The organism is Bacillus sp. T33-2 (assembly GCF_002860205.1).
GTDB lineage: Bacteria > Bacillota > Bacilli > Bacillales > Cytobacillaceae > T33-2.
This window is the reverse complement of the sequence record NZ_PGVB01000016.1, coordinates 1-24,874: the sequence shown is the minus strand read 5'-3', so window position 1 is coordinate 24,874 and position 24,874 is coordinate 1. Positions and strand designations below refer to the sequence as shown.

Below are 24,874 nucleotides of genomic sequence, written 5' to 3'. Positions count from 1 at the left end.
ATCTTACCCAGGAGGTTTTAAAAAGCTCTCTTTAATTCATAGTGCTATTTCATTAACGCTGCTCTCAAATTCACACCATATTCCAAATAACCTTTCAGACAGGTTAACATATAAACCCAACCTTCTTTATTATCGATCAATTGAGTGATGAAATCATTATCAGTTTCATTAAAGCCTTCTTCGTTGACTTCAACAATGGTAGTTGAGTTATCCAACTGATTAAGTGCAATTGTAACAATATGTGCTTCCCCCCACTGAAAGACAATTTTCTTATTTATGTCCACTTCGAGTACTTCTATTTCCCCTTCAGCTTCATATTCTTCATATCTCAATGTAATTGTTTTGCCTTGTTCCCATCTTTCAGAACTTAATGAGAACCAAAAATTCCCGATTTTCATCGGATTTACGAAGGCTTCAAACACTTCATGTGCTGGCTTTAATATCTTCATTTTCGTAACGTTGTTCATATTCAATCAACTCACTTTCGATATAGATAATATTTTTCACTTTATGCCACAAGCATAACAAAAAGTAGTGCGATTTGAAATGATGCACCCGTTACCAATCAATATAAGATCGTCACGTCCATTATGAGAAAAAAAGATGACAGTGACCTCCCATAAAAATGGAAGATGACTGTCACCCGGCAAAAATTCTAATATAAATGACAAGCAACAAACTGGCCTGTCTGGACTTCTTTCAGCTCGGGCCGATTGGTACGGCAGATGTCCATGCAGGCGTGGCAGCGGGTATGGAATGCGCAGCCTGATGGCGGGTTTTCCGGGCTTGGAACGTCTCCTTTCAGAATAATCCTCTCCCGCTTCATGAGCGGATTTGGCACAGGCACTGCAGACATCAGCGCCTGGGTATAGGGATGGAGCGGCTCTTTATAAAGGCTTTCTTTTGGCGCGAGCTCCACGAGCCTTCCCAGGTACATAACACCTACTCTTGTGCTGATGTGTTTGACCACACTTAAGTCGTGGGCGATGAATAGATACGTTAGTTTGAATTCTTCCTGCAAGTCCTGGAGCAGGTTCAAAACCTGTGCCTGGATGGAAACATCCAGGGCCGAGACTGGCTCGTCGGCAACGATCAGCTTGGGGTTAAGCATTAAGGCGCGGGCAATTCCGATCCGCTGGCGCTGCCCGCCGCTGAATTCATGCGGGTAACGGTCGGCAAATGCCCGGTTCAGGCCAACTTTCTCAAGAATCGCTTCCATCTTATCCTCCTGCTCTTTTGCCGAGGAAATTCCATGAATTTTCAGAGGCTCCATTACGATGTCACGGATTTTTTTCCGTGAGTTCAAACTGGCATATGGATCCTGGAAAATCATTTGCAGTTCCTTCCGCAGTGGCTTCATTTCCCGGAAACTCATGTCGGCAAGGTTCCGGCCGGAATAAACAACTTCTCCTTCAGTCGGTTTGATCAGTTGCAAAATCGTCCGGCCCAGCGTCGATTTGCCGCAGCCGCTCTCTCCGACGAGGCCCAGTGATTCGCCTTCCTGCAGGGCGAAGCTCACGTCATCAACGGCCTTGACATGCCCAGTAGTCCTCTGCAGGACTCCCTTTTTAACAGGATAGTATTTTTTCAGATTACGAATTTTCAAAAGTTCAGCCATATGCCTGTTCCTCCTTGTCATAAAGCCAACAGCTCGTGGTATGGGCCTCGCCTGCCACAACCAACGGCGGCTCTGTTGTGAAGCAATGAGGCATTGCATGGGAACAGCGCGGTGCGAAACGGCAGCCAGCCGGCATTTCTTCCGGCAATGGCACACTTCCAGGAATCGTGTTCAACCTGGATTGTTCACTTGTCAAGGTTGGCATTGATGCCAGCAGTCCATTTGTATAAGGATGCTTTGGATTGGTAAAAAGCTCAACAACGGGGGCTGATTCTACCACCTTGCCGGCATACATGACAACCACACGGTCACACACCTCGGCCACAACTCCAAGGTCGTGAGTGATCAAAATGACAGCTGTGTTGGAATCCTGCTGTATCTGTTTTAGCAGGTCCAAAATCTGTGCCTGGATCGTCACGTCAAGTGCAGTCGTCGGTTCATCGGCAATCAGAAGCTTTGGCTGGAGCAAAAGAGCCATGGCAATCATGACACGCTGCCTCATCCCTCCCGAAAGCTGGTGAGGGTACTCGTTCATAATATGCTCCGCACGCGGAATACCGACTTTTTTCAGCATACCCACCCCGCGGTTCCACGCTTCCCGCTTGGAAACCTTCTCATGGGCCAGGACCATTTCCCTCATCTGGTAACCAATCGTGAGGACCGGATTTAGTGAGGTCATTGGATCCTGGAAGATCATCGAGATATCTTTCCCACGGACTCCGCGATAATCGGCATGTGACAGTTTCGTCAGTGAAGTTCCCTTAAACGAGATTTCACTTCCGCTGCCCACCCGGCTCATCTCCTGCGGCAGGAGACCCATGATGGCAAGGGAGGTAACACTTTTCCCGCAGCCTGACTCACCTACGATTCCAAGCATTTCTCCCTCTTTCACCTGAAAGCTGATCGCACCAACCGTTGAAACAAACTCCTTATCTTTTCGAAAAAGGATTTCCAAATCTTTCACATCAAGTAGAGCAGTCATAGCCATCAGTCCTTTTGGGTCGCCAGATCACTCATGAACTCAACGACCTTTTTATCAATAAAGCCTTTTTCCTGGATTCTTTCATCAAAGTTTTCGATCAAGTGGAAAGAAAGAACCGCTTCAAAAACGTGAGCTTCTGAAGGAGCATCAGTCTTGAGGTAATCCAATTTTTTCAATGAAGAAACAATCTCATCCATCAACTGACCCTCAACCGGGAGGATATCTTCTTCCTTAGGTTTTTGGAAATACAGCTGATGCAAATAGAGAATGCGCTTCAGCTCCTTGACAGGCTGAGCATGGTCGTCAACCCGCAAGTCGATGTACCGGTCAGTAACCCCTGCGTAGCCGCCGTTTTCTTTTACAATTAAAAGCGCTGCCGACTGCTTGCCGCGGCTGTCACCGCCAGCATCCTCCCCCGCCTTGAGAGCTTCTGTCAGGCGGGTCGCCAAATCTCCCTCAGCTTTTTTGAAGGTATCAGCCATAGACTGCACTACGTTTTCGCTAGTCAGGATATTTCCCTGGCAGGCAAAATTGGTGCCGGAAATACCGCCAGCCCAAGAGTAGCATTCTTGTCCTGTGAAAGTGGCGCTGTTTCCTTGTGCATCAACAAAGCCAGCCTGGCGTACCTCAGGATTTACATCCTCTGAAGTTAAAATCTCCAGGGTTTCCTGGGCTGTTTTTCCTTCCGCCATCAGCTCAAGGCCACGCTGGCCGTACACTGGGTTCACCCATGACTGGGTTGCGATTGCCCCGACTCCTGCTTTCGCCCATGGCACGATGGAGCCAACTGATAAAAATTTCGATGCAACGGCAACCCCCAGTTCTCCTGTTTCAGGGTCAAAAGCAACAATAGAAAATGTATTAACGCAATCACGTGGTAATTTCATAACTGATTCCTCCTATTTTGATTTAGGATCTAGCGCATCCCGCAGCCCGTCACCAACAAGATTGAGAGCCAGGACGACAAGGAAAATCGCAAAGCCCGGAAGCAGACTGACATGTGGTGCTACCCGGATAAACTCCTGCCCTTCACTCAGCATAACACCCCACTCAGCAAGTGGCGGCTGGGCGCCAAGTCCAAGGAAACTCATACCAGCAGCTGCAAGAATCATCCAGCCAACATCAAGGCTTACTGCAACAATGAGCGGCGGCAGGCAGTTCGGCAAAATGTGGTGAACAATAATATGAAAATGTCCGGCACCAAGTGCCCGCTCGGCCATGACAAATTCCATTTCACGGAAGCTTAAGGTGCTTCCTCTCACGATCCTCGCATAATAGGGAATCCCTACAATACTGACCGCGATCATGGTATTCATCAGGCCCGGTCCAAGCGCAGCGATAATGGCGATTGCCAGCAGCACGTACGGGAAAGCCATTAGAATATCCATAAAGCGCATAATCACTGTATCAAAATAGCTCCTGAAATATCCCGCAATCAATCCGAGGATGGAGCCAAATAATAATGCAATTCCTACAGCGACCACTCCGACAAGAATGGAAACTCTGCCGCCCCAGATAAGCCGGCTCAGCAGATCCCTTCCAAGGTGGTCGGTTCCAAGTATATGTCCCTCAGTGCCAACAGGCTTCAGCCTGCTCCCAAGATCAACCTCATCGGGATTTAAGACGGGCAGCCATGGGGCCAGGATCATCGCTAATGCCATAACGCCAAGCAGGATCAGGCCAGCAACTGCTGCTTTATCCTTCTTGAACGTTTTCCACGCAAGCACCCATGGCCCCTGTGGCTTTTTAATCGGGCTGGCGCCAGAGATCCCCTGATTTTGTCGTACGGCCGGTTCCATTCAGAATCCCTCCTATTTATAAGAAATGCGCGGGTCAAAGACAGCGTATAAAACATCAACCAGCAGGTTGACAATCACGTAGGTGGTTGCCACAAAAAGAATGACTCCCTGGACAAGCGGAAAATCCCTTGCCAGGATTCCGTTGACCATCAGCGTTCCTATGCCGGGCCAGGCAAAGACCATCTCCACGAGGACTGCACCAGCAAGCAGGAAGCCGATTTGCATGCCAATGACCGTCAAAATTGGAATAAACGCATTTTTCAGCGCATGGATTAAAATGATTTTCCGGTCCTTTAACCCTTTGGACTTAGCGGTACGGATATAGTCCTGCCCAAGAACCTCAAGCATGGAAGAACGGGTCATCCTGGCAATAATGGCTCCAGCTCCGGCAGACAGAGCTGTGGCAGGCAGAATCAAGTGCTTGACCAAATCCATAAACCCTTCCTGTCCTGGCGAGTACATACCCGAGATCGGCAGCCAGTTCAGGTTTAGACCAAATACAATTTGCAAAAGGATTCCGAGCCAGAAAACGGGCAGGCAGAACCCAACCAGAACAAACAGCATCATTGAGCGGTCGAGAAACGAGTATTTTTTATAAGCGGAAATGATACCTCCGCCAATTCCCACAACAGCAGCAATTAAAATACTCGCGACTGTTAAAATCAGCGTCGCAGTAAACCGTTCAGCGACTAGCGGCAGCACCTCCATCTTCATCTGGATGGACCTTCCCCACTCTCCCTGAAAAACATTTCCCATCCAGGTCAGATACTGGGTATGCAACGGCTGGTCCAGGCCAAGCTGTGCATTCAATTTTTCAATCGATTCAGCTGTAGCTTTCGGGCCAAGGATGATTTTTGCGGGATCGCCGGGTGAAAGATGCATGATGGAAAACACCAGGATCGTCACACCCAACAATACCGGAACAAGCCCCAACAGCCGCCTCATGATATAAGATGCCATCTGCTGTACACCTCCCAAGTTAGATAAAAGCATAGCCGGATAAGTGCCGGCCCGCTTATGTAAAAGAGGAAAGAGGAGCTGCCTCCTTTTCCCTCTTCTTGATTACTCTTTTACTACATTTGAAAAACGGAATACTCCTGTTGGATGAAGCTTGAAGTTTTTAACTGCGCTTGATGTCCCTATGATTTGCTTTTCATGGTCAATAGTGATCCATGGAGCATCTGCCATGATGAGTTCTTGTGCTTCCTCATACATTGCTGTACGCCCAGCTTTGTCCTTTGTCACACGTGCTTTTGAAAGAAGCTCATCAACCTTTTCGTTCTTATAATAGGAGTCGTTGAAGCCAGCTGTTGGCCATTGCTCGCCGCTGAAAAGGATGTACAGGAAGTTGTCCGGGTCACCGTTGTCGCCGATCCATGACATCTGGTGCATATCCATATCGTTCTGGTCTGCAGGCACGAATACTTTATCAAGGTATGCACCCCATTCCAGTGTCTGGATGTTTACCTTTACACCTATTTTTTCCAGGTCAGACTGGATGGCTGCGGCCATTGCCTGAGGCTGCTGCATGCCTGAACCAGATTCCGGCACCCAGTACGTTACTTCAAAACCGTCAGGATAGTTTGCTTCAGCAAGAAGCTCCTTCGCTTTTTCTACGTTATAATCGTAATTTGTCACGCTCGGGTTATGTCCCCATACTGTCGGAGGAAGCACACTGTTGGCCACTTCCCCGGAACCCTGCAGGATTCCATCAACAATTGCTTCTTTGTTAATCGCATAATTGACAGCCTGACGGACTTTCACGTTATCAAATGGTGCTCTCTGTGTATTGAACGCTGTCCACCATACATGCATGCCAGCCTGCTCAACAAGGGAAATGCTCTCGTTTCCGCGGAGTCTTTCAAGATCATCCGGCGGTATGTTCACCATTACATCAATGTTGCCAGCTTCAAGCTCAGCCAGGCGGGTTTGCGCTTCTGTAATAGGCTTGAAGATCAGTTTTTCGATCGTTGGAGCTCCTCGGAAGTGCTCCTCGTTTTTCTCAAGAACAATTTCTACACCAGGGCTCCAGCTCGCAAATTTAAACGGTCCGGTACCAACCGGATTTTTCGTGAAATCAGCTCCGTGCTTTTCAACTGCTGCCGGGCTGACAATACTTGCTGCGTGCATTGCCATGTTTCCAAGGAATGGAGCAAACGGCTCTTTAAGCTTGATTTTTACCGTCAATTCATCAACAACCTCAACGGTTTCGATTGGGCCAAAGGTAAACTCTGCATAAGCATATGTTCCAGTGTCGTGGAACGGATGATTTGGATCCCTCTGCCGGTCAAAGCTGAATTTGACCGCCTCTGCATTTAATGGTGTTCCGTCATGGAACTTGACATCCTTTTTCAGGTGAAAAGTATATTCAAGACCATCATCGGAAACATCCCATTTTTCTGCCAGATCTGGCTCCAGCTCCGTGCTCTCATCTTTAAACTGGACCAGCTGGTCGTAAATTTCCATTGCTGCCCGGCTTGAGTTGTAGTCTGAAATCTGGTGGGCATCCAATGAAGTAGGCTCTGCTTCCAATCCAACGATGATTGTCTTTGAATCCGAGCCACCCTTTCCGCCTTTAGAGTCAGTTGACGACGATCCGGAGCATCCTGCCAGCAAGGCTGAAAGCAAAAGCAGAACCGCCAACAGTGTAACTGTGTATTTTTTCATGCCATATCCCCCTTTCACTATTGTTCCTAATTATAATAATTTTCTAAAAATTTAATTTATATTTATCTTCCTTGTTTTTATATATTTATGATGTATTGCTGTATAAACCAGATGTAAAAGGCAAATGACCGCCGAGCCAGCTCCAAAAAGGACGAACAGTTTTATAATGGCAACTTCCCTGATATAAAAGAAAATTCCAAGGATCACAGCCATCCCAGCCATTAGCAGCCGCTTGGAAATATTGTTACCAATTTTTCGGGCAGCCGCAGACAGCTCCAGGGTCGAACAGGCAGCAAGGCCGAGAAGGATGATCGCTATAAACACCTGATCCATAAGCTCCTCCAGCATCAAAAAGAACCGCTGGTTTCCCTGGCCAGCTGGCATTTGGTAGTTAAATGAAACAAGGCTCATCGAGGAAAATGCCAGAATGACGGTCGCCCAAATCAAATAACCGAAGAACAGCTTCTGGATTCCTTTCCAAAACCGATTCTCCACGTACCCATATAGGAAAGGAATCTGAGCATACAGCTTTGCGAAAAAGACGGCCACAAGCAGGCCAAACAGGACCCATGCCCCCTCCTGCTGTAAATGAAGAAACCTTGGATGATAATGCAAAAGATTATGGTAAACGGTTTCCAGCCCTTTCTGCAGGAAAAAGTAGTTTGGAAGAAAGATTGATAATCCCAGCAACACTGCGAGCTTGATGGCCCCTTTTCTCCCTAAAAAGAAGAGAATGGCGGTAATAAAGGGAATCGCGAGTCCCATCAGTCTTAATGGTGAAGTAAAGGCCAGGGCTGATGAAGCTATTAAAAGTAAAATGACAAAGTGGAGCGTAAAAGATTCAAAGAAAATGACATACTCTAGTATGGTTAGGAACGGCGATTGTTCCCGGCCCTTAGAACGGTGTAGCCAAAGGAACGGGATAATAAGCAGGAATGCCATCAGGAAAGCACCAACTATCATAAACCCCGCTAGTGCTCCATATGTAAAAACTGCCTGTCCGGACACAAACAGCAGGCTGACTGTCATCCAGGCGGATACCAGCTTTGAGAGAGGCTGTGGAAATGGCTGATGGGCAATCATCTGATCACCGCATTTCGATACTCTGTCGGAGAGCATTGAGTGAACTTTTTAAAGGCACTGCTCAAATGGTGCTGGCTGCTGAATCCGCATTTTTCCGCAATCTGTTGGACACTCCACTGCCGATTCCGGGCCAGAAGCTGCTTGGCCATCTCTACCCTGTAGGAAAGCAGGAATTCAGAAAAAGACAACCCTACTTCCTCACTGAACAGCCGGCTTAAATAATTTGCGTTAAAGTGCATTTCCTCTGCAATGCCTGATAACCTCAATGGCTCATGGTACCGGTCCTTGATCAGCATGATGACCTTTTCAACAGCATCCGATTTCATCCTATACTCTGGGTGCTCTTTTATATAATTTTCCAGTACATTTAAAAATTCTTTTTCAATCACAGGCTTAACGAGATAATCAAATGCCCGCAGTTTAATAGATTCCTTCGCATATTCAAAATCCTGAAAAGCTGTCACAACAATCAAATCAAGGCCCGGCATTCTGTTTTTCAAGATGGATGCAACCTCAAGCCCGTTTCTGCCTGGCAGCTTAATATCAATAAACGCAAGCTGAAAAAGCTCTCCCTTGTCCACCCATCTGTCCGCCAGCAGGATCGCTTCAGATCCAGTCAGGGCCTGCTTAATCCTCCAGGTCGGGAAATGGGTGTTAATTAATAGATTTAACTGTGCCAGCTCCAATGGTTCATCATCGAGCAATAAAACATTCATAAATGCTCACCCCCGTTTTCAACAATGGTAACTTTCGGCCAGATAACCTGTACAACTGCCCCTTGTTTACCGGGTGCAGTTTTTGCAGTCATAACAGCCTCATTTGCAAAAAGCAGACCGAGCCTTCTTCTTATATTCTGCAAACCTACCTTTTGCTCGCCGGGGACGCTAGCTATTTCGTCCGGAAAGCCCGGCCCGTTATCAGCCACAATCATCTGAATTCTGCCATCTTCAAGAGAATTGATTTTTATCAAAAGTTCTGCCTGCTCCTCGATCATTTCGAGACCATGCTTAAAGGCATTTTCCACCAGAGTTTGCAGCAAATATGGTATCACCATCGCCTGCTCCAGCCCTTTTTCAATCTCCCAGTTGATGGTGAGCCTGTGCCCGAAGCGAAGCTTTTGAATCTCCAGGTAACTTTCTGTATATGAAACTTCCTTTTCGAGCGGATACAAAGGCTCCTTCGCCGTATATTTGGAACGCAGGTACACGGCCATATGCTCAAACGACTCATAAAGCCGGTCATACTGCTTCAGGCGAATCAACCCAAGAAGCGAATTGAGGGCATTAAAGAAGAAATGAGGTTGGATCTGCTGGTTCAGCTGAAGATAGCGGCTGATCTCCAGCTCCTTTTCCAGTGATATCTGCTGGTTCTGCATCTCAAGTACATACACTTGGCGCTCATGGCTTGTGTAAAAAATTAAAATAAACACCCCAACAACCGGACCAAGTATACTAATTAGTATCAATATAAAAAAACTCTCATAGGTTATCATAGAATTCCCCAATTCCCCAAAAAGTGAAGAAATTTTCCTCATTTATCTGAAATATTAGTAAATATTATACTCCTAAAAACCGCAGGCAGGAATATTATCCTATAAAATTTGCAAAAAGTATGTCACAGTGAATGTCAGTGATAAAAACGTAAGGGGGATTATGACCAGGCCAGTTGGTGAAGGAACCTTTTCTATGAAAATATCAATAACAGGAGGCAAACTAAGAAAAATAGAGGCCGATTTCATAACAACGAATACTATTTGACAATTTTTCTAGTGGCATTGAAATTGCTTGGCGCTGGGGGTGCCCGGATAATGGCTGGCCGAGAGTAAGACCTGTAGTCTTTGACCCTAGAACCTGATCTGGTTAATACCAGCAGAGGGAAGTGTATCGGCTATTTCTTGTAGTTTATGTACAGATTCCTTTGCTGCAGGCTGCGTTTTTTGCTGCTCCGGCAAGAAAACCATGCCGGCCTCCTCCACCCGGGGGATTTTTTTTGGGTAAAACACAAAAAATGACGCTCACGGCGATGATGCTCGCGATAATTTAAATAGAATTAAAGAAGGAATGATGGAATCAAGCAAAAAATAGATGGATTTTTTAAGAGGAGCCATTGCATAGCAAGGAAGACGCATAATCGTGGAGGTTTTTCTTTATGGATACACCTATCATATGCCGCCTCACCCCTTTTTATAAAATATCCAGGCAAGTCTTATATCGAGTTGGGAAAGGTATTTGGCGATGATGTAGTGGCAACAGCCATACTGGACCTCCTGTTGCATCATGCCGTTACGTTTAACATCAAAGGGGAATCTTATCGTTTAAGAGAAAGAAAAAGGCGGGGATTTTTCCCGCCCCCTTACCAACTTTATGTCTTCCACATACTGGTCCTTTGGTTAAAATAAGTTCCCCCTATTTCCTATCTATATCAAATTTTATATCCTCTACAAATTGGTCGAAACTTTTAAACTTATCAAATAAACCCGAGCTGAGTACCTCCTTAGTTGTAGTGAACTTGGTTTACTTCTGATCGAAGGCCCTTATCCATAATAAAAAGAACCTCATATAATGGAACATGAATTACCTATCTCACTCTCTAGATACTTAACCCTTTTTCTCGGATTAAATAGATAAATTTAGAGCAATGATAGTTTCCATCAAATGATAGTTCTTCTAATGTGATATTAATTTAATAATTTTGTTATCAAGTTTGACAGTAATTACAATCTTTAAATTTTTTTGGATTGAACTCCTTAATTATTTAATTCAATCCTTATTAGTAATTTCATTTTTTTAATAATTAAAGCTCATTCAAATTGCACTTCGTTTCTAAAAAAGAATTAACTTGAAGTCGAGGCAAGTGTTTCTAAAATATCACCATTTCCTGCCATAAATGTAACATTTCCGAATTCATCAATAATAATTGTTCCTTCCGATGTCCCAGATGGTCTACTTACATATACAACCCATTCATCTTCATAAATCGTCGGTTCAGAGAAAGTATCACCATTTGCAACTAGATCAGGATAACTTTCTAGTTGTTGATATAATTCGATTGCATATTCTGCTGTAATACCATTAATCGATTCCTCAGTTGAAGCAGTCTCAACTGGTGCATCATTTTCTGTTTGCGAAGCAGTCTCAACTGGTGCATCATTTTCTGTTTGCGAAGCACTCGAGTCTTCACCTTCATAGATTGCTTGGATTAATGCTGCCTTTGTAAGGTCATTTTGCGGGACATCATTAAATTCAAGTGCTCCTATTTCAAACGATTCCTTTCCTTCCTCTACAATGAATTGTAACTTAGCCTTTACCTTTTTCTCCATATAAGTACAATATCCTGTAAATTCAACCACACGTTCTCCAGTTTCAGCTTGGAAGTATTTCCATGTCGAGGAAGAAAAGAAATTAGCAAAAGCATCCTTAATTTTTACATCTGGATGACTGGACAAACTTCCTTCTTTAACTGATAGAACGAATTCATTGTCCTTAGTTGCCTCTGCCTGTACTGCCTCTTCAACCTCATCTGTCACTTTCTTTGCTGTTTCTGAAGCTTCTTCACAGCCTACTAATAATAAAAAACATAATGACACACCCAAAATAGTTAATCTTTTTAAATAACTCATTTCAAAATACCCCATTTTTCAAATTTAATAATTGTTAATTTTTATATTATCCTAGCTAAAGCTAATGAGCCTAATACAAATGGAGCCACTTTCAGCAGCTTCTCATAAGAAAGAATGGGCTTGGGCGACAGAACAAGGATTGTTCGATTGAAGCAATCCTTGCGGCACCCTGACACGCCAGCAAGCAGCCACTGTATTTGATCGTTATTATAATATGAGATAGAACAAAAACTAAGCTCTCAATAAATCAAAATAAATAGTTTTACAGAGAGCCTAGTTTTATTAATCTTCGCGCTCGTAACCTAAATCGTTATAGCCTTCAGAATCATAACCGTCACGATCATAACCATAGCGGTCGTAGCCACCATCTTCCGTAGCGCTGCCATTCTCATCATAATCATATTTGCTAGGTAAATCATTATCATAGTCTCTGCGTTTTGACATTTGATCATCCCCTTATGATAAACAATCATTTACTTTTCTTGAGCAATACCAAGTAGAAGCAAGCCTAAAAAAATAGCAAGAAAAATCATGCACTTCACATCCTAATTGACACAATTTATACCTAATATGCAAAATATAAGTTTAATAGTTTTTACTCACATTAGTTGACTTAGATTTATTTCCATACCCTTTTATCTTATTAATCTTGCTTAAAATCTTTATTCGATATCGATAAAAGACTAGTATAATTCCAAGTAAATAGCCAAAATTCTTAGTCTTTTGTTTAGTTAGCTCTGCTTCATAAAGGGTTGTTCCATCAACAAAAAAATAATCACCATTCAAAAAACTGTTAACGAAAGGTTCTATTTCTGGATAACGATCTGCCCCATATTGTTCTTTGAATTTCTCATGATAGTATGTTTCTTCATCTTGCTTTATAGAAAATTGTTTAACGTAGTAACCGGCCATTCCAAATATATATCCTACAAGCCAAATAGTGACTAATGATAAAACAATATCTTTTCTTTGATCAGAAAAAAACTTAAAAAGTTTAGAAAGATTTGAGTATTTAGAGATATCTATTTTATTAATAATGTTTTTAGATATTAATAGCAACGATAAAACAAAGCCAATAAAACCAAAAATTAGCGCATTTTTACTGGAAATTTGAAGAAATAAATGTCCGAAAGCATATCCCGCCAAATCTGACTCATGACTAAACATTGAGGCAACTTGAGCTATGACTTGTAAATTTATTTCATCTCCCTGTAGTTGATCGACCAGAAAACGTTTAACCATTTCTTCAGGAACAGCATCATTTTTAATAAACCTACTGAATCCAATAGATAAAAATTCAAAAGCAAAACCTGCAATAGCGAATAATCCAGTTATTATAATCACAGTTATCGGCGACTTGTAATGAATAAACCATTTTTTATTAAGAGTGAATTTATCAAATTTGTTCATGAAGTTTATGCCCACTTCTGAATTTTCAGCCGCTGTTTTTGGTAAAGGTTTTACTATGAAAATTGCAATAATAGCTGCAGGTGGCAATAAAATAGAACCAATCATCCAAAGTATAGGATTCCTATTCTTTTTTGTGGCTATGTACACAGTAATCAAGATAATAGCAACGTAAATTATACTCAAAATTATAATTCCTCCGTAATAGTAAACAATATATGGTGTTAAAAGGCTGTTTTTTTGCTAATTTTGAACATATTAAGCTGATATTACATCTAACTCAATGCGCTAAATATAATATTATGTATACTAAAATGAAAACATCGAGAAAAAGACAAACAGGTACCCTAAATTTTTATAGTTTCCTAGTAACGCTTCCTAAAATTTCTAATTACTTTTCTTCTCTTAAAGCTCTCGCAAGTCGTTAGCAAGCAAACCCAATTTTTAATATCACAACCTTTATGACGCTTCATATAAAATATTGGCAATAAATATATTATATTATATAGTATTTTTTTCCTATTACAATATATTTATTTGCCAAAGTAATTATCCTAATGGCAACCTTCCTGTTGTCTGTTGGAGCATCTCTTCTTTTATCCCATACAACAGATATACAACATTTTTCGTTTTTTGATATTTTATTGATATAACATTTAGGATTTATTAATATATTATTGTCTTTCACACGAGTAGATGAATTTGAAATTTCACAAAACATAAACGTGCGACTAAAGATATGCTCATAAGAAAACACGGTAGGGCAGAACGGAAAGCAAAGGGACGATTCTATTGCTTCCATGAAACTTTAAAAAATTTATATTAGCTGACATTCTTAAAATTATAGGGTCTGTCGTTGTGACAGCCCCCTATTGTTTTTTACCTTTCTACACACTACATCCCTTTGCCACTTCGGCAATTACTTGTTGTATTTGCTCATTCAAATAGAGCCACGTCGATCACGAAATAGAAGAAGCAGGAGAACCGACCCTATGTGATTACAGCCATAGAAAAGTGCCACCTCTGCCGTCAAGGGAGCCACCTAAAAAAGAAAATAGGACGAGACGTGCACTTTCTATGGAGAGGCGGGCATGATAGGCTTGTAGGCCTTGCCAGACCTGGGGTTGCTGGCTTTTTTGGCTGGGAATTCATGCCCGTAGAGGCTCCATGGAAAGTGACAAAATGATTCCACTGATCACCTCAAGAAAACTTTTTCTAAGGTAGCTTACGTTTTTTCATGGTGGCTCTCACAATGGCATAAGTGGCACTAAGTCATGGCTGTATACACCCTATGCGTCCGTGTGCTTCCGCATTATCGTGGAGCTTTTTCTTTCTGGATACAACTATCATATTCCACCTCACCCCTTTTTATAAAATATCCAGACAAAACGAAAGAAGCACGAGAACCGTCCCCATGCTTCCACATAATAAGAATACATAAAAATGCTTAGAGGATCTCTAAGCATTTTCAAATTTATTTGTTAACGTCATTTTTGTACAACCTCTGATTCATGTACAATGTACAAAATGGCTGCAACTCTATATGTTAAAAGGTTTGGGATAACATTTTTAATTTATGTACATATGTCTTTATGGAGATATCTTCAGTTCTGTTAAATATTCATCATTTTCAAAAGGATGATCTCATCTGTGCAGCAACATAGGTGAAACAAACACTCATAAACACCTCAAGAATATTACATAAATATATTACATATTACGTAAGTGTATTTGTATTTGACTGAATTAGCGCAGCGTATTTCAACCGCCACCCCAGTTGCAGACAGACCGGTCTGAACCAATCAAATTGGAACGGACAACTAACTCTCCAATCCCTTTTGTTATGTGAGAGGCTATTTGCTTGGCTCCAAAGATTGTCTACCATTAAAAAACTTTCAGATTTTTTTGTGTTTATTTTCCAAAAGGCTGTCTATTAATGCTCTTACCCCTTAACCGAGCCCTGGGTCATACCTTCTACGATGTACTTTTGCGCAAATGCGAATAAGATTAATGTCGGAATGACTGATAAGACCGTTGCGGCAGACATAGCGCCCCAGTCGATATCAAATTTAGTAATAAAGGAATTCATGGCAACAGGGATGGTTTTTGCTTCCTCCTTGTCGATAAACATAATCGCAAGAAACAATTCATTCCAGCTCTGGACAAAGGCAAAAATGAAAGTCGCCGCTATTCCGGGCAGCATGACAGGAATGATCACCTTAAATAACGCAGTCAATCTCGAACAGCCATCAATCATGGCTGCTTCCTCCAGGCTTGAAGGAATCCTCTCAAAAAAACCTTTCATAATAACGGTGCAAAAAGGAATCATCATTACTGTATATACGAGCATCAGAGATGGCAGTTTATTAAGCAAATGGAGCTTTGACATCAATAAATATAAAGGAGCCAAACCGATAAATATCGGAATCATTTGTGTGATTAGAAAAGCAAAAAGCACCTGCGTTTTCCCCTTGAATTCAAACCTCGCAAGTACATATCCACTCAAGTTTGCAATGATTAAAGAAAAGAAAGCAGCAACGACCGAAAGGATTAAACGGTTCACAATATAAATATTGAAATTTGATATTTGAAAAATATTAATATAGTTTTCGAACGTAATGGTTTCCGGCCAATATTGTATAGGGAATGAAAACATATCTTTGCTCGGTTTTAAAGAAGTTATAAAAATCCAGTAAAGCGGGAACACGGTAAAGACAAGGAACAAGGATCAAGAAGGCCTACAAATTGTTAGATTTGATTAACCATATATGTAACCAGCCCGCTTAAAATCATGGTTACTACAATACAAGTAACGAATACTATCACTTTTTTCTTCTGCTTCCTTCTTATTTTTTCTTCCGGTGTAACCCAATTTGACATCACAAGTCTCTCCCTTCTGTTTGATGGCAGCTGGCTGGCCTTGTGTGTATTATACAGAGGCCCCTTTAGCTTTGCGTCATCACTTTTCAATGATTATGCCCTTGATTTATATGAAAAATCACTTCATTTATCGGAAGCAGATTTTAATATTTAATACTCCAATCGTACTATTTGTCGAAATTTGCGCATGTTTTTATATAAAGTAATATGTCTAAAAGGATTACTGGTGGTGCTAACCTAACGATTGTTAAATGTGGATTCAACTAGCACACCGGAGAATAGCAAACATACAAAATTGGATTCGGACATATATTTTTATACAGAATGTCCTCATTTAACGAGAATGCTATGCGCAAAAAGCGAATCCCAACAGGAGTGATGGCAATCATCTTTGTTTTGGCTAACGGTATATTTATTATCATCGTACGTATAATTCTGTTTTCACCAGCCGACCAGGCAAAAGAGACTGTCGATGAATTTTATTCGCATGAACAGGACGCAAACTTCTCGGATTCATGGGAACTGTTTCACCCGTACATGAAGGAAAAATTTAATAAAGCATCATTTGTACAGGATCGTTCCCATGTTTTCATTGGCCATTTCGGTGCAGAATCTTTCTCCTATACCGTCGGCAACTCCGAAAAAGTTAAAGGGTGGAAAGCGGAAAAGGGATCCCCGTCTTTTAAGCACGCCTATAAATTTCAGGTAATACAAAGCTATAAAGGGAAATACGGAAAGTTCAGCTTCCAGCAGGATGTGTTTGTTGTGGAATATAAACATGAGTGGCGGATTTTGTGGGATTATAACCAATAAAAATGGTGACAGCCTCAGTTGCCACCATTTTATTCTGTAATTACATTTTTCAAATCTATGGTTAAATCTTCAACGATTTTTTTCACAGTTATTTCTTTTTCATTCATACCTTTATCGTATGCTTTTTTTATTGCATCAAAAAATTGTTTTTGGTCTATTTCTACCGTTTTCTCCTCTGTTTTCACCTTCCATTATCCTCCTGTTTTCGACTGAATGTGTTCCTATTCTATTAAAAACCAAAAGATTTGTAAATAGTTTTCCAGCGACATTCCTTTAAATAGTGCATAACGGGTCAAGTTTTTGACGGATTTTTCTATATTTTGTCACAAAACGTATTTTTTATATGATAGAATAAACATAACTATTTTATTAGATTGGAGAGTTGATAAGTTTGAAGAAGCATGCTGCCACCGTGGCAACCGCTGTATTCCTTTCTTCTGCCTTTGCATCTGTTGCCTCTGCCGATACATACACTGTAAAAAAGGGAGATACGCTCTCCCATATCGCCCGTACATATAAAACAAATGTCACCGAATTAAAGAGGCAGAATAATTTGCCATCTGATTTAATTTATGTTAACCAAACGTTAACTGTGCCCGGACCTGGCGGGAACCAGCCGCAACAGCCTGCTCCAAGCGCTTCAGTGCCAGTTTCAACAGCGGGCTATACAGTTGTAAAAGGCGATACATTAGGCAAGATTGCCAACAGGCACAATATTTCTCTTGCCAACCTGATGGCATGGAACGGCCTGACAAACCATTTGATTTATCCTGGCCAAAGGCTGACGGTTTCACAAAGTGCGAGTGCACCTGCCCCTGCGGTTTCAGCACCTGCACCGACCCCGGCTCCAGCGCCTGCAGGCAATATTGAATATACGATCAAGCCTGGGGACACGCTGGGTGCCATTGCCAGACAGCATGGTGTGACGGTCCAGCAGTTAAAATCCTGGAACGGCCTTTCATCCGATTTAATTTTTGCAGGCCAAAAGTTGAATATCCAGAGTGCAGCAGCTCCGGCACCGGTCCAAAATCAGCCTGCAGTCCAGCAGCCTGCACCGAACGGGGAAGCATCTGCTATTATTAGCACGGCACAAAGCTTATTGGGCACTCCTTATGCCTGGGGCGGAAGTGCTCCTGGCGGGTTTGACTGCAGCGGGTTAATCTATTATGTGTACAACCAGTCCGGTAAAAAAATCGGCCGTTATTCTTCTGAAGGTTATTACAACCGTTCTTACTACGTCAATCAGCCCCAGCCGGGGGATCTTGTCTTTTTTGAGAACACCTATAAGAAGGGCATCTCCCACATGGGCATCTATTTAGGCGGTAACCAGTTCATTCATGCTGGATCTGATAGTGTGATGATTTCCAGCCTCAATTCCTCTTATTGGCAACAACATTTTGATGGCTTCAAGCGTTTCTATTAGTATGCGAAAGGCACCTGGTGTACAGGTGCCTTCTTCTATACCACGATTTTAGTTGATTTTAAACATTTCACTAACAGTCTGCTGTCATTATTTTGCGACATAGTTTGCCAAAGTTTTTTGTACGTCGTAAATGCTTTTGTCTTTCTTGAACTGCTTGGATACTGGCTGGGCTGTACTTGAAATCCAGATTTTCAGCTCGGCATCCAGATCGAACGTGCCTGCTGTTTCAATACTGAAGTGGGTAATGCTTTTATAAGGAATCGAATGATATTCTACTTTCTTCCCTGTCATGCCCTGCTTGTCAATCAGTATCAGCCGTGTATTCGTAAACACAATCAGATCACGAATCAGTTTATAGGCTTTTTCAACCCGTTCATGATTAGTAACAATCATCTCCAATTCTTTCTCAACTTCCTTAACATCGACCTCTGAAACATTCCCCATCAGACCATCCAGCAAACCCATCTTGTTTCCCCCTTTTTAAGTGTTCTATAAGTAATCATTCGGTTTTTCCAATTCATTATCCTTCATATTATATTAACCTGTTCATCGGAAATGCCAAACCGGAAATTTAATCAAACGTTTGATTAAGATGGTTAGCCCGGCATCAGAACAACTACTGGCATGGTACCTATAGATCAGCCGGTAGATAGTTTCCTATTAGGGTTCTCTTTCCTTTCCATAAAAAAACCACCGCTCGAGTGAACAGTGGTTTAATGCGGATTATTTACCGCCTTTTCCATTTGATTCAGAGTTTCCTTTTTCATTTGTTTGCTCAGGTTTCTGAGTCTCTTGAGCCTTAACCTGCTGTGCAGCTGGCTGCTGCTCTGGTTTTTTGGTTTCTTGGGCCTTTACCGGTTGCACAGCTGGCTGCACAGGTTTGTTAGTTACTGGAGCCTTCACCTGCTCAGCAGCTTTTGCCTTCCCGTTTGCTGAATGCTCCTGGCCGACTACACTTTTTGCAGCAGCAGTAGCAGATGGGGAAGCTTTTGCTGATGCTGCAGGCACGGCAGGAACTACTGTTTCCGCAACTACTGTACCGTTCGTGGTTGCAGGTGCTTGTTCTGTCACTTCTGGAGTTTCCTCGTTTTATCGTTTTCTGTTGCTACTGGAGTTTCCTCTACTGTTGTATCGTTTTCTGTTGCCTCCGAAGTTTCCTCTGTCTTAGCTAAACGGTCCTTTTTCTTTGACAGAGCTTCAAGTTTTTTCTCTAATTTTGTAACAGCCTTTTCATCTCCGCTTTCACGGGCAGCAGCAAGAGATTCTTCCAAGTTGGTGATCTTGGTTGTTAACGCCGCTTCTTTTACTTGAGCAACGGTTACGCCAAGTTCCTTATAAACCTCTCCAAAACCCTTGCCTTCAAGCAGCGCAACAACTTCCTCAACTGATTTTCCGCTCGCTTCGGAAAGAGAAAGGATCTTCGCTATTTCCCCGTAACCGAAGTCCTGGGAGCGTAAGTCTTTAACCGCTCCAACATCATAGCCTTTAACTACATTTGCGACTAGATAAGCTTCATCGGTTTTGTTTCCAAGTTCTTCTGCCTGATCTTCTTCAAGCTGGCCAGCCAAGTCTTTGTCAACATTGGCCGTTTCTTCAAGTTCATTGCTCAGTTCCTCTTTTACCACGTCACTTGTGTCTTCATCTGTTATTACCTCAGATACAGTGTCCTCAGCTTTTTCTAAAAGGTCTGTGTAGCCTTCAATAGCTTCGGTTAAGAACTCTGCTTGCTCTTCTTCTGTCATTGCTTTATCTTCCGCTAAGCGCTCTTGAGCAAACCGCAGCAACAAATCGGCTTCCTTTTCATTATCAAACGTAAAAGCAAGTTTCAAATCCTCCAGGAATAAGTCCAAAGTATACATTCCCTGAGCGGGGGTAGTGCCGGAAACTTCCTCGGTTCCTGTATTTGCACTTGCGGATGTGCCAAGTGCCAGGCTCGCTACTACAGCTGATGTAAATAAAAACTTCTTCATGTTCTGCTCCTACATGTATAGCGATTAAAATCTGAAGACAAAAAAAGCGGAATCATTCCACTCGATCTTCGGCAGCTGGCTGGCATGGCTGGATAGCTGTAGCCCCTATAGCTTTGCGTCCCCGAGTTTCCCCTGGTTTGCCATTTCGGATTTTAATCTAGTTATTTTTTCATTATATTATTCTGGTTTAAGAGCGGAGATTAGTGGGTATAATAGAAAGTTTTTGTCATTTGAGATGCATTGAACTTGGCTGAAACCGGAGCGTGCCAAACATATATTAAACTATTGATTGCAAATGCCAAGCTGGAAATTTAATCAAACGTTTGATTAAGATGCTTAACACGGCATCAAAACAGGTACCAACAAGATTCTATCCTGCTTTAATAGAAAAGGTTCAGCTCTTTCAGGACTTCGCTTGTCCTGTTGAAGAACTGAACCAGTGATCCTTTAAAAGGGTTCAATACTTGAAAAAGTCTTTCAGCGGCTGGAAATCTTTTGATAAGTCGATGCTGTTTGGCTCTGCTTTAAGCAGGCGGTTAATAACGGCCTGCATTTTGTCGATGTCTTTCTCCTCGGTATATTCAATGAAGTTTAATTCGTTAAGCCAATCGTTATACGAATGTTTTGCTTTGCCATAGCTGTTTGCAAAAACAAGGCAAGGTGTCTGCATCATAATCGAAAAAATCATCGCATGCAGGCGGTCGGTGATGACCAGTTTACTGGACCTGATTTTATCCAGCGTTTTGAGGAAGTATTTTTCCCTGTCTTTATAATCAATCACATCCACTTCCGATAACACCGTATCCATCCGCTCGACCGGCCCGATGTTCTCGGCCCAGCCCATCAACTGGGAGATGAAGTCCTCGCCTGTCACCTTTTCCTTATCTGCCCTTAACAGGAAGAGGACACCCTCCCTTTCAAGCTCCCGTGGCACAATGTTCAATGATAACACCAGGTCTGGTGTATATATGACGTCTGACTCGAAGGTTTCTTTCACCACTTGAAATGTCTGGGATTCCCTTGCGACGATGGTTAAATTCTTATTTTGATGGTAGGCATCCTGGGTTTTCTTTTTTTCGGCGTTCCCATGTTCATTTTCTTCAAAGTAGACAGACTGTGGGAGGGAAATGGTTTTATAATCCTTGAAGCTTTCAAACACTTTTCTACGATCTTCTTCAATGTCCAAGTAGAGGCTTCCGAGATTGCCGCCGCCGACATAGCCTACAATGTCGTTGTCGTTAATAATCTCTTTTACCAGTTCAATTCCTTCATCATTTGCATAATCCATGATTTCAATGTACTCATAGTATGGGAAGTGATTCCTGATGAATTTTTCGGTAGCATACGTAATCGCCTGGTCACCGATATTTGTATAGCTTGGAGACCCAAAAAGGAAGAATTTCCGTTTATCATTCGTCAATGCCTCTGGTTCGACATTCGGGGCAATCCCTTTCACCAGTTGTTTACCGTTGATCGTTTGTTCTTTCATGTCCATACCTCCAATAAGTTAGTTTTTCTCATATTAATTTTTTCAGGTTGCAATTCCCCAAGGTGAAAATAGAATATAAATCCCGATCATAATCAGCAAAATCACAGCTGATGCCGGTTTGGCGTATTTCCAGGAGGAAGTTTCAACTTTATTGCTTGCTTCCAGCTTGAATTCTTCTTCCCTTGGCGCTATTTTCCCGACGATGAGCATGATTGCCACATTGACCGGGAACAGAACGGCTAAAATGTACAGGAAGTGAATCTCCCCGACAATAAACTTGGATAAGCCATAGAGAATGATGTGCGCGACAATCCCGATTTTAGGGGCAATAGCTGGCACCCTCTTCGAAAAAAAGCCAACCGTAACAGCCGCCAGAATCGGGACATTCAAGAATCCAAACGTCTCTTGTAGATAGGTGTACAGCCCGGATGGCGCCAAAAGTATGACTGGGGCAATACAGACAGATATCAGACCGAGAACGAGAATGAACCGTTGCCCCACTTTTACAAGGCGCTCGTCACTGGCCTTGGGATTGATGAATTGTTTATAGATATCCATTGTGAATAATGTCATCGTGCTGTTTAAAGCGCCATTGAATGAACTTAATATCGCCCCGAACAGGATAGCTGCAAACACACCAGCCAATGCCGTCGGCAGCAAGTCGGCAACCAGGACTGGATAAGCGTTGTCCGGGTTGTTGATGGAGTCTCCGTACAAATGAAAAGCAAGGATTCCGGGTACAACGAGATAGAAGGCTCCAAGCGTCTTGAACAGTGCTGCCAAAAGGACCCCTTTCTGGCCTTCCGCCAAATTCTGGGCACCGAGCGCCCGTTGGACAATCGCCTGGTTGACAGCCCAGTAAAAGAGATTATTCACGAGGAGCCCGGTTAAAATCGTGGGCCATGGCACTTGGGCGGAATTGCTGCTGTCGAGTGAGTTCAATTTCTCCGTATAGTTGGTGGTCAGCTTGTGAAGCCCCTCACTTATGCTTCCATCTCCAACCGCATGAAGGCCAAAAATGAGGATGGCAAAGCCGCCAACAATTAGCCCTACGCCGTACAAAGTATCGGCCGAGGATATGGCTTTCAGCCCGCCGAAATAGATATAGCAAATTCCCGTAATGCCGATAAAAGCCGAAATCACGAAGACTGTGCCAAATTCATTCCAGCCAAGGATTTCGGAAATATTGAAAATCTTGTCTAAAACAAGAGCTCCTGAATAAAGGACAGTCGGCAGGAAAGAAACGGTGTAACCTGCCATTAGAAGAACCGAAACGATCAACCTTGTGTTTAAGTCGTACCGGTCCTCAAGAAATTTTGGGATGGTGGTAATCCCTAATTTTAAATAACGGGGCAGGAAGATGAAGGCAAACATAATCAATGCGATCGGGGCAGATACTTCCCAGGCCATCGCGGTCATCGAACCGGAATAGCTTTGGCCATTTAAGCCAACCATCTGTTCCGTCGATAAATTGGTGAGCAATAACGAACTCCCAATATAGACTGCGGTCAGGCTCCTCCCCCCAAGGAAGTACCCCTCGGAACTATCAAGATTCACCTCTTTTGCTTTTTTCCACGAATAGAAGGCAATCGCGATATTCAATAGTAAAAAAGATAAAACCGTTATTACCAACCTGCATCCCTCTCTCTATTTAACTCACTACTGTGTACGAAGTAACATACCCGTGTAGAAAAAAAGAGAAACTTGTCATAAATTGCGTCTATAATCACAAAAACAGGATAATTGACCTGGTTTACGATTACAAATCAGCCTATCTTTCAGCACTTCATTAGGTTAAAGCGGTTTCATTTTGTTCGAAATATATTATGAGTCTTGTTGAATGGACAAATTATACTAAAAAAATGATTCAAAAGGCCTGGCTCAAAACTTCTGGAATGTGTTTACCTGAATTGCTTACTCCTTAATGGTGGGAGCCGCATAAGTTTCTGATTCAGCGTTATGAATGACATAGAAAAAAGCTATCCTTCAAAATTACGATAGCTTTTTATCGTAAAGAGCGACTATATAAAAGCATCCGTTAGCCAGCAAGAATTCACTTCTCGGTAATACAACTTGAAATAGTTCCTGTTGGTCTGCAATAATGATTTTAAAACAGGTCTATAGCCAATTTTGCTTTTTCAAAAAGGATGGGAATTAACTTATGCAAAGGGCCAAGATGCCGGCGTACGAACGGATCGCTATCGATATTGCGAACAGGATATACACTGAGAAGTATAAAGAGGGAGAAAAAATCCATGGGAGGTCGACATTAGCAAGTGAGTATAATGTATCCCCGGAAACCGTGAGAAAAGCGGTAAAGATTTTAGAAGATGTGGGAATTGTCCAATCTACAAAGGGAAGCGGAGTCGTCATAGCATCCCGGAAGAACGCCTTTACATATATCAACAGATTTTCCAATCTGGAAAGCATCAAAGATCTGGAAAAGCGGATGAAGAAGCTCATTGAAGAGCGGGAAAGGCTCGATGAACAGCTATTCCAAACTGTCGATGAGATCGTTGATTATACTGGGAAGCTGCGCCACACAAATCCACTAACGCCAATAGAAGCGGAGATATCAGCAGAGTCTGTCCATATCGGAAAGACGGTTTCTGAGGTGAAATTCTGGCAAAATACCGGCGGCACCATTGTCGGCGTAAAAAGGAATGGTGAACTAATCATTTCACCCGGGCCGTATTTGACCATTCAGGCCGGGGATGTTCTGCTCGTAATTGGTGACGAAAAGACTTACGACCGCGTCATGGATTTCCTGGGGGAATAGTGTAGAGGAGCGTTATTTGTGATGTTCTTTAAATCACACCGTCAAAGACACTTTTGTCCGTTCCCCAACGAATTGTCGGTGTCATTGGTCGCCGTCAGACATACTCCCAGGCGACCGAATCAGCCAACTGCTACTTGTTTGCGTCACCTAGAACTCGGCTAGGTGACCCAAAGACCTCGCTCCAACCTGCTTGGATCACCTAGAACCCATCTAGGTGACCGAACTAGCTCGCTGATACCTGTTTGCGTCACCTAGAAGCTATCTGAGTTACCGAAACACCTCGCCGATACCTGTTTGCGTCACCTAGAATCCATCTAAGTTACCGAAACACCTCGCCGACACCTG

The 24,874-nt window shown here is 42.7% G+C and carries 24 protein-coding genes, 2 pseudogenes and 3 riboswitches; of the genes and pseudogenes, 4 read left to right on the top strand and 22 right to left on the bottom strand.

Annotated elements, in window-relative coordinates:
• Window positions 1-44 precede the first annotated feature (44 nt).
• From CVD19_RS12640 to CVD19_RS12595, 10 genes are all read right to left on the bottom strand, one after another.
• Window positions 45-467 (bottom strand): SRPBCC domain-containing protein, encoded by a 423-nt coding sequence (locus tag CVD19_RS12640; RefSeq protein WP_101582225.1) that lies wholly within the window; start codon window positions 465-467, stop codon window positions 45-47.
• A gap of 188 nt (window positions 468-655) precedes the next feature.
• Window positions 656-1,618, bottom strand: coding sequence for an ABC transporter ATP-binding protein (locus CVD19_RS12635; RefSeq protein ID WP_101582224.1), 963 nt, complete (start codon window positions 1,616-1,618; stop codon window positions 656-658).
• The gene (locus CVD19_RS12630) at window positions 1,611-2,600 is read right to left on the bottom strand and encodes an ABC transporter ATP-binding protein (RefSeq protein ID WP_101582336.1); all 990 of its coding nucleotides are present in this window, start codon (window positions 2,598-2,600) and stop codon (window positions 1,611-1,613) included. Before CVD19_RS12630 ends, CVD19_RS12635 begins: the two co-directional genes overlap by 8 nt.
• A gap of 5 nt (window positions 2,601-2,605) precedes the next feature.
• Window positions 2,606-3,487, bottom strand: a complete 882-nt coding sequence (locus tag CVD19_RS12625; RefSeq protein ID WP_101582223.1) for a DUF1028 domain-containing protein — start codon at window positions 3,485-3,487, stop codon at window positions 2,606-2,608.
• A gap of 12 nt (window positions 3,488-3,499) precedes the next feature.
• Complete coding sequence (locus CVD19_RS12620) at window positions 3,500-4,399, bottom strand: ABC transporter permease (protein ID WP_101582222.1); 900 nt, start codon at window positions 4,397-4,399, stop codon at window positions 3,500-3,502.
• A gap of 12 nt (window positions 4,400-4,411) precedes the next feature.
• Entirely contained in the window at window positions 4,412-5,359 is a 948-nt protein-coding gene (locus tag CVD19_RS12615) for an ABC transporter permease (protein WP_101582221.1), read from the bottom strand.
• A 102-nt stretch (window positions 5,360-5,461) separates the two neighbouring features.
• The gene (locus tag CVD19_RS12610) at window positions 5,462-7,066 is read right to left on the bottom strand and encodes an ABC transporter substrate-binding protein (RefSeq protein ID WP_101582220.1); all 1,605 of its coding nucleotides are present in this window, start codon (window positions 7,064-7,066) and stop codon (window positions 5,462-5,464) included.
• Window positions 7,067-7,117: 51 nt separating this feature from the next.
• On the bottom strand, window positions 7,118-8,149 hold the full coding sequence (locus CVD19_RS12605; RefSeq protein WP_101582219.1) for a hypothetical protein: 1,032 nt from the start codon (window positions 8,147-8,149) through the stop codon (window positions 7,118-7,120).
• Window positions 8,146-8,865: a response regulator transcription factor gene (locus CVD19_RS12600; protein WP_101582218.1), complete on the bottom strand. Its 720-nt coding sequence runs from the start codon at window positions 8,863-8,865 to the stop codon at window positions 8,146-8,148. The genes CVD19_RS12605 and CVD19_RS12600 overlap by 4 nt, the downstream gene beginning before the upstream one ends.
• Window positions 8,862-9,614, bottom strand: a complete 753-nt coding sequence (locus tag CVD19_RS12595; protein ID WP_219620098.1) for a sensor histidine kinase — start codon at window positions 9,612-9,614, stop codon at window positions 8,862-8,864. The genes CVD19_RS12600 and CVD19_RS12595 overlap by 4 nt, the downstream gene beginning before the upstream one ends.
• Window positions 9,615-9,931: 317 nt before the next feature.
• Window positions 9,932-10,043, top strand: a riboswitch (TPP riboswitch).
• 324 nt (window positions 10,044-10,367) lie between these two features.
• On the opposite strand from CVD19_RS12595, the pseudogene CVD19_RS25185 reads away from it, so the two are divergent.
• Window positions 10,368-10,547, top strand: a pseudogene (locus CVD19_RS25185) (ATP-binding protein); the annotation flags it as partial.
• A 435-nt stretch (window positions 10,548-10,982) separates the two neighbouring features.
• On the opposite strand, the gene CVD19_RS12585 reads toward CVD19_RS25185, so the two are convergent.
• The 6 genes and pseudogenes from CVD19_RS12585 to CVD19_RS25445 all read right to left on the bottom strand — a co-directional run bounded on the left by CVD19_RS12585 (window position 10,983) and on the right by CVD19_RS25445 (window position 16,055).
• Window positions 10,983-11,768, bottom strand: a complete 786-nt coding sequence (locus CVD19_RS12585) for a hypothetical protein (RefSeq protein WP_101582217.1) — start codon at window positions 11,766-11,768, stop codon at window positions 10,983-10,985.
• A 282-nt stretch (window positions 11,769-12,050) separates the two neighbouring features.
• Window positions 12,051-12,212 carry a hypothetical protein gene (locus tag CVD19_RS24745; RefSeq protein WP_180953612.1) on the bottom strand — a complete coding sequence of 54 codons (162 nt, stop codon included), beginning with the start codon at window positions 12,210-12,212 and terminating at the stop codon, window positions 12,051-12,053.
• Window positions 12,213-12,353: 141 nt separating this feature from the next.
• Window positions 12,354-13,361: a hypothetical protein gene (locus tag CVD19_RS12580; RefSeq protein WP_101582216.1), complete on the bottom strand. Its 1,008-nt coding sequence runs from the start codon at window positions 13,359-13,361 to the stop codon at window positions 12,354-12,356.
• A 1,578-nt stretch (window positions 13,362-14,939) separates the two neighbouring features.
• Window positions 14,940-15,050: pseudogene (locus CVD19_RS25450) on the bottom strand (hypothetical protein); the annotation flags it as partial.
• A gap of 67 nt (window positions 15,051-15,117) precedes the next feature.
• Window positions 15,118-15,831: a carbohydrate ABC transporter permease gene (locus CVD19_RS12570; protein WP_101582334.1), complete on the bottom strand. Its 714-nt coding sequence runs from the start codon at window positions 15,829-15,831 to the stop codon at window positions 15,118-15,120.
• A 92-nt stretch (window positions 15,832-15,923) separates the two neighbouring features.
• Window positions 15,924-16,055, bottom strand: a complete 132-nt coding sequence (locus CVD19_RS25445) for a hypothetical protein (RefSeq protein ID WP_257985119.1) — start codon at window positions 16,053-16,055, stop codon at window positions 15,924-15,926.
• Window positions 16,056-16,077: 22 nt separating this feature from the next.
• A riboswitch (cyclic di-GMP riboswitch) is annotated at window positions 16,078-16,165 on the bottom strand.
• Window positions 16,166-16,403: 238 nt separating this feature from the next.
• Between CVD19_RS25445 and CVD19_RS12565 the strand changes: the two genes are divergently transcribed.
• The gene (locus CVD19_RS12565) at window positions 16,404-16,868 is read left to right on the top strand and encodes a hypothetical protein (protein ID WP_101582214.1); all 465 of its coding nucleotides are present in this window, start codon (window positions 16,404-16,406) and stop codon (window positions 16,866-16,868) included.
• Window positions 16,869-16,897: 29 nt separating this feature from the next.
• On the opposite strand, the gene CVD19_RS24740 is transcribed toward CVD19_RS12565, so the two are convergent.
• Window positions 16,898-17,053, bottom strand: coding sequence for a hypothetical protein (locus CVD19_RS24740; protein ID WP_180953611.1), 156 nt, complete (start codon window positions 17,051-17,053; stop codon window positions 16,898-16,900).
• A 206-nt stretch (window positions 17,054-17,259) separates the two neighbouring features.
• Between CVD19_RS24740 and CVD19_RS12560 the strand changes: the two genes are divergently transcribed.
• The gene (locus CVD19_RS12560; protein WP_101582213.1) at window positions 17,260-18,291 is read left to right on the top strand and encodes a C40 family peptidase; all 1,032 of its coding nucleotides are present in this window, start codon (window positions 17,260-17,262) and stop codon (window positions 18,289-18,291) included.
• Window positions 18,292-18,378: 87 nt separating this feature from the next.
• On the opposite strand, the gene CVD19_RS12555 is transcribed toward CVD19_RS12560, so the two are convergent.
• The 5 genes from CVD19_RS12555 to CVD19_RS12535 form a co-directional block, all read right to left on the bottom strand.
• Window positions 18,379-18,756, bottom strand: a complete 378-nt coding sequence (locus CVD19_RS12555) for a PH domain-containing protein (RefSeq protein ID WP_101582212.1) — start codon at window positions 18,754-18,756, stop codon at window positions 18,379-18,381.
• Between the two features lie 258 nt (window positions 18,757-19,014).
• On the bottom strand, window positions 19,015-19,362 hold the full coding sequence (locus CVD19_RS12550) for a hypothetical protein (RefSeq protein WP_101582211.1): 348 nt from the start codon (window positions 19,360-19,362) through the stop codon (window positions 19,015-19,017).
• Window positions 19,359-20,261 carry a DUF5667 domain-containing protein gene (locus CVD19_RS12545; protein ID WP_101582210.1) on the bottom strand — a complete coding sequence of 301 codons (903 nt, stop codon included), beginning with the start codon at window positions 20,259-20,261 and terminating at the stop codon, window positions 19,359-19,361. Before CVD19_RS12545 ends, CVD19_RS12550 begins: the two co-directional genes overlap by 4 nt.
• A gap of 67 nt (window positions 20,262-20,328) precedes the next feature.
• A riboswitch (cyclic di-GMP riboswitch) is annotated at window positions 20,329-20,413 on the bottom strand.
• A gap of 305 nt (window positions 20,414-20,718) precedes the next feature.
• A complete protein-coding gene (locus tag CVD19_RS12540) occupies window positions 20,719-21,750 on the bottom strand; it encodes a polysaccharide pyruvyl transferase family protein (RefSeq protein ID WP_101582209.1) in 1,032 nt (343 codons plus the stop codon).
• 42 nt (window positions 21,751-21,792) lie between these two features.
• Window positions 21,793-23,382, bottom strand: a complete 1,590-nt coding sequence (locus CVD19_RS12535; protein ID WP_101582208.1) for a solute:sodium symporter family transporter — start codon at window positions 23,380-23,382, stop codon at window positions 21,793-21,795.
• A gap of 529 nt (window positions 23,383-23,911) precedes the next feature.
• Here CVD19_RS12535 and CVD19_RS12530 point away from each other — a divergent pair.
• Window positions 23,912-24,529 (top strand): TrkA C-terminal domain-containing protein, encoded by a 618-nt coding sequence (locus CVD19_RS12530; protein WP_101582207.1) that lies wholly within the window; start codon window positions 23,912-23,914, stop codon window positions 24,527-24,529.
• The last annotated feature ends 345 nt before the right edge of the window (window positions 24,530-24,874 follow it).

Excerpts from the sequence above, each read along its gene's own strand:
- CVD19_RS12640 (WP_101582225.1), bottom strand. The coding sequence starts at position 467 with ATGAACAACGTTACGAAAATGAAGATATTAAAGCCAGCACATGAAGTG.
- CVD19_RS12635 (WP_101582224.1), bottom strand. The coding sequence starts at position 1,618 with ATGGCTGAACTTTTGAAAATTCGTAATCTGAAAAAATACTATCCTGTT.
- CVD19_RS12630 (WP_101582336.1), bottom strand. The coding sequence starts at position 2,600 with ATGACTGCTCTACTTGATGTGAAAGATTTGGAAATCCTTTTTCGAAAA.
- CVD19_RS12625 (WP_101582223.1), bottom strand. The coding sequence starts at position 3,487 with ATGAAATTACCACGTGATTGCGTTAATACATTTTCTATTGTTGCTTTT.
- CVD19_RS12620 (WP_101582222.1), bottom strand. The coding sequence starts at position 4,399 with ATGGAACCGGCCGTACGACAAAATCAGGGGATCTCTGGCGCCAGCCCG.
- CVD19_RS12615 (WP_101582221.1), bottom strand. The coding sequence starts at position 5,359 with ATGGCATCTTATATCATGAGGCGGCTGTTGGGGCTTGTTCCGGTATTG.
- CVD19_RS12610 (WP_101582220.1), bottom strand. The coding sequence starts at position 7,066 with ATGAAAAAATACACAGTTACACTGTTGGCGGTTCTGCTTTTGCTTTCA.
- CVD19_RS12605 (WP_101582219.1), bottom strand. The coding sequence starts at position 8,149 with ATGATTGCCCATCAGCCATTTCCACAGCCTCTCTCAAAGCTGGTATCC.
- CVD19_RS12600 (WP_101582218.1), bottom strand. The coding sequence starts at position 8,865 with ATGAATGTTTTATTGCTCGATGATGAACCATTGGAGCTGGCACAGTTA.
- CVD19_RS12585 (WP_101582217.1), bottom strand. The coding sequence starts at position 11,768 with ATGAGTTATTTAAAAAGATTAACTATTTTGGGTGTGTCATTATGTTTT.
- CVD19_RS24745 (WP_180953612.1), bottom strand. The coding sequence starts at position 12,212 with ATGTCAAAACGCAGAGACTATGATAATGATTTACCTAGCAAATATGAT.
- CVD19_RS12570 (WP_101582334.1), bottom strand. The coding sequence starts at position 15,831 with ATGTTTTCATTCCCTATACAATATTGGCCGGAAACCATTACGTTCGAA.
- CVD19_RS25445 (WP_257985119.1), bottom strand. The coding sequence starts at position 16,055 with ATGTCAAATTGGGTTACACCGGAAGAAAAAATAAGAAGGAAGCAGAAG.
- CVD19_RS12565 (WP_101582214.1), top strand. The coding sequence starts at position 16,404 with ATGCGCAAAAAGCGAATCCCAACAGGAGTGATGGCAATCATCTTTGTT.
- CVD19_RS12555 (WP_101582212.1), bottom strand. The coding sequence starts at position 18,756 with ATGGGTTTGCTGGATGGTCTGATGGGGAATGTTTCAGAGGTCGATGTT.
- CVD19_RS12545 (WP_101582210.1), bottom strand. The coding sequence starts at position 20,261 with ATGAAGAAGTTTTTATTTACATCAGCTGTAGTAGCGAGCCTGGCACTT.
- CVD19_RS12540 (WP_101582209.1), bottom strand. The coding sequence starts at position 21,750 with ATGAAAGAACAAACGATCAACGGTAAACAACTGGTGAAAGGGATTGCC.
- CVD19_RS12530 (WP_101582207.1), top strand. The coding sequence starts at position 23,912 with ATGCAAAGGGCCAAGATGCCGGCGTACGAACGGATCGCTATCGATATT.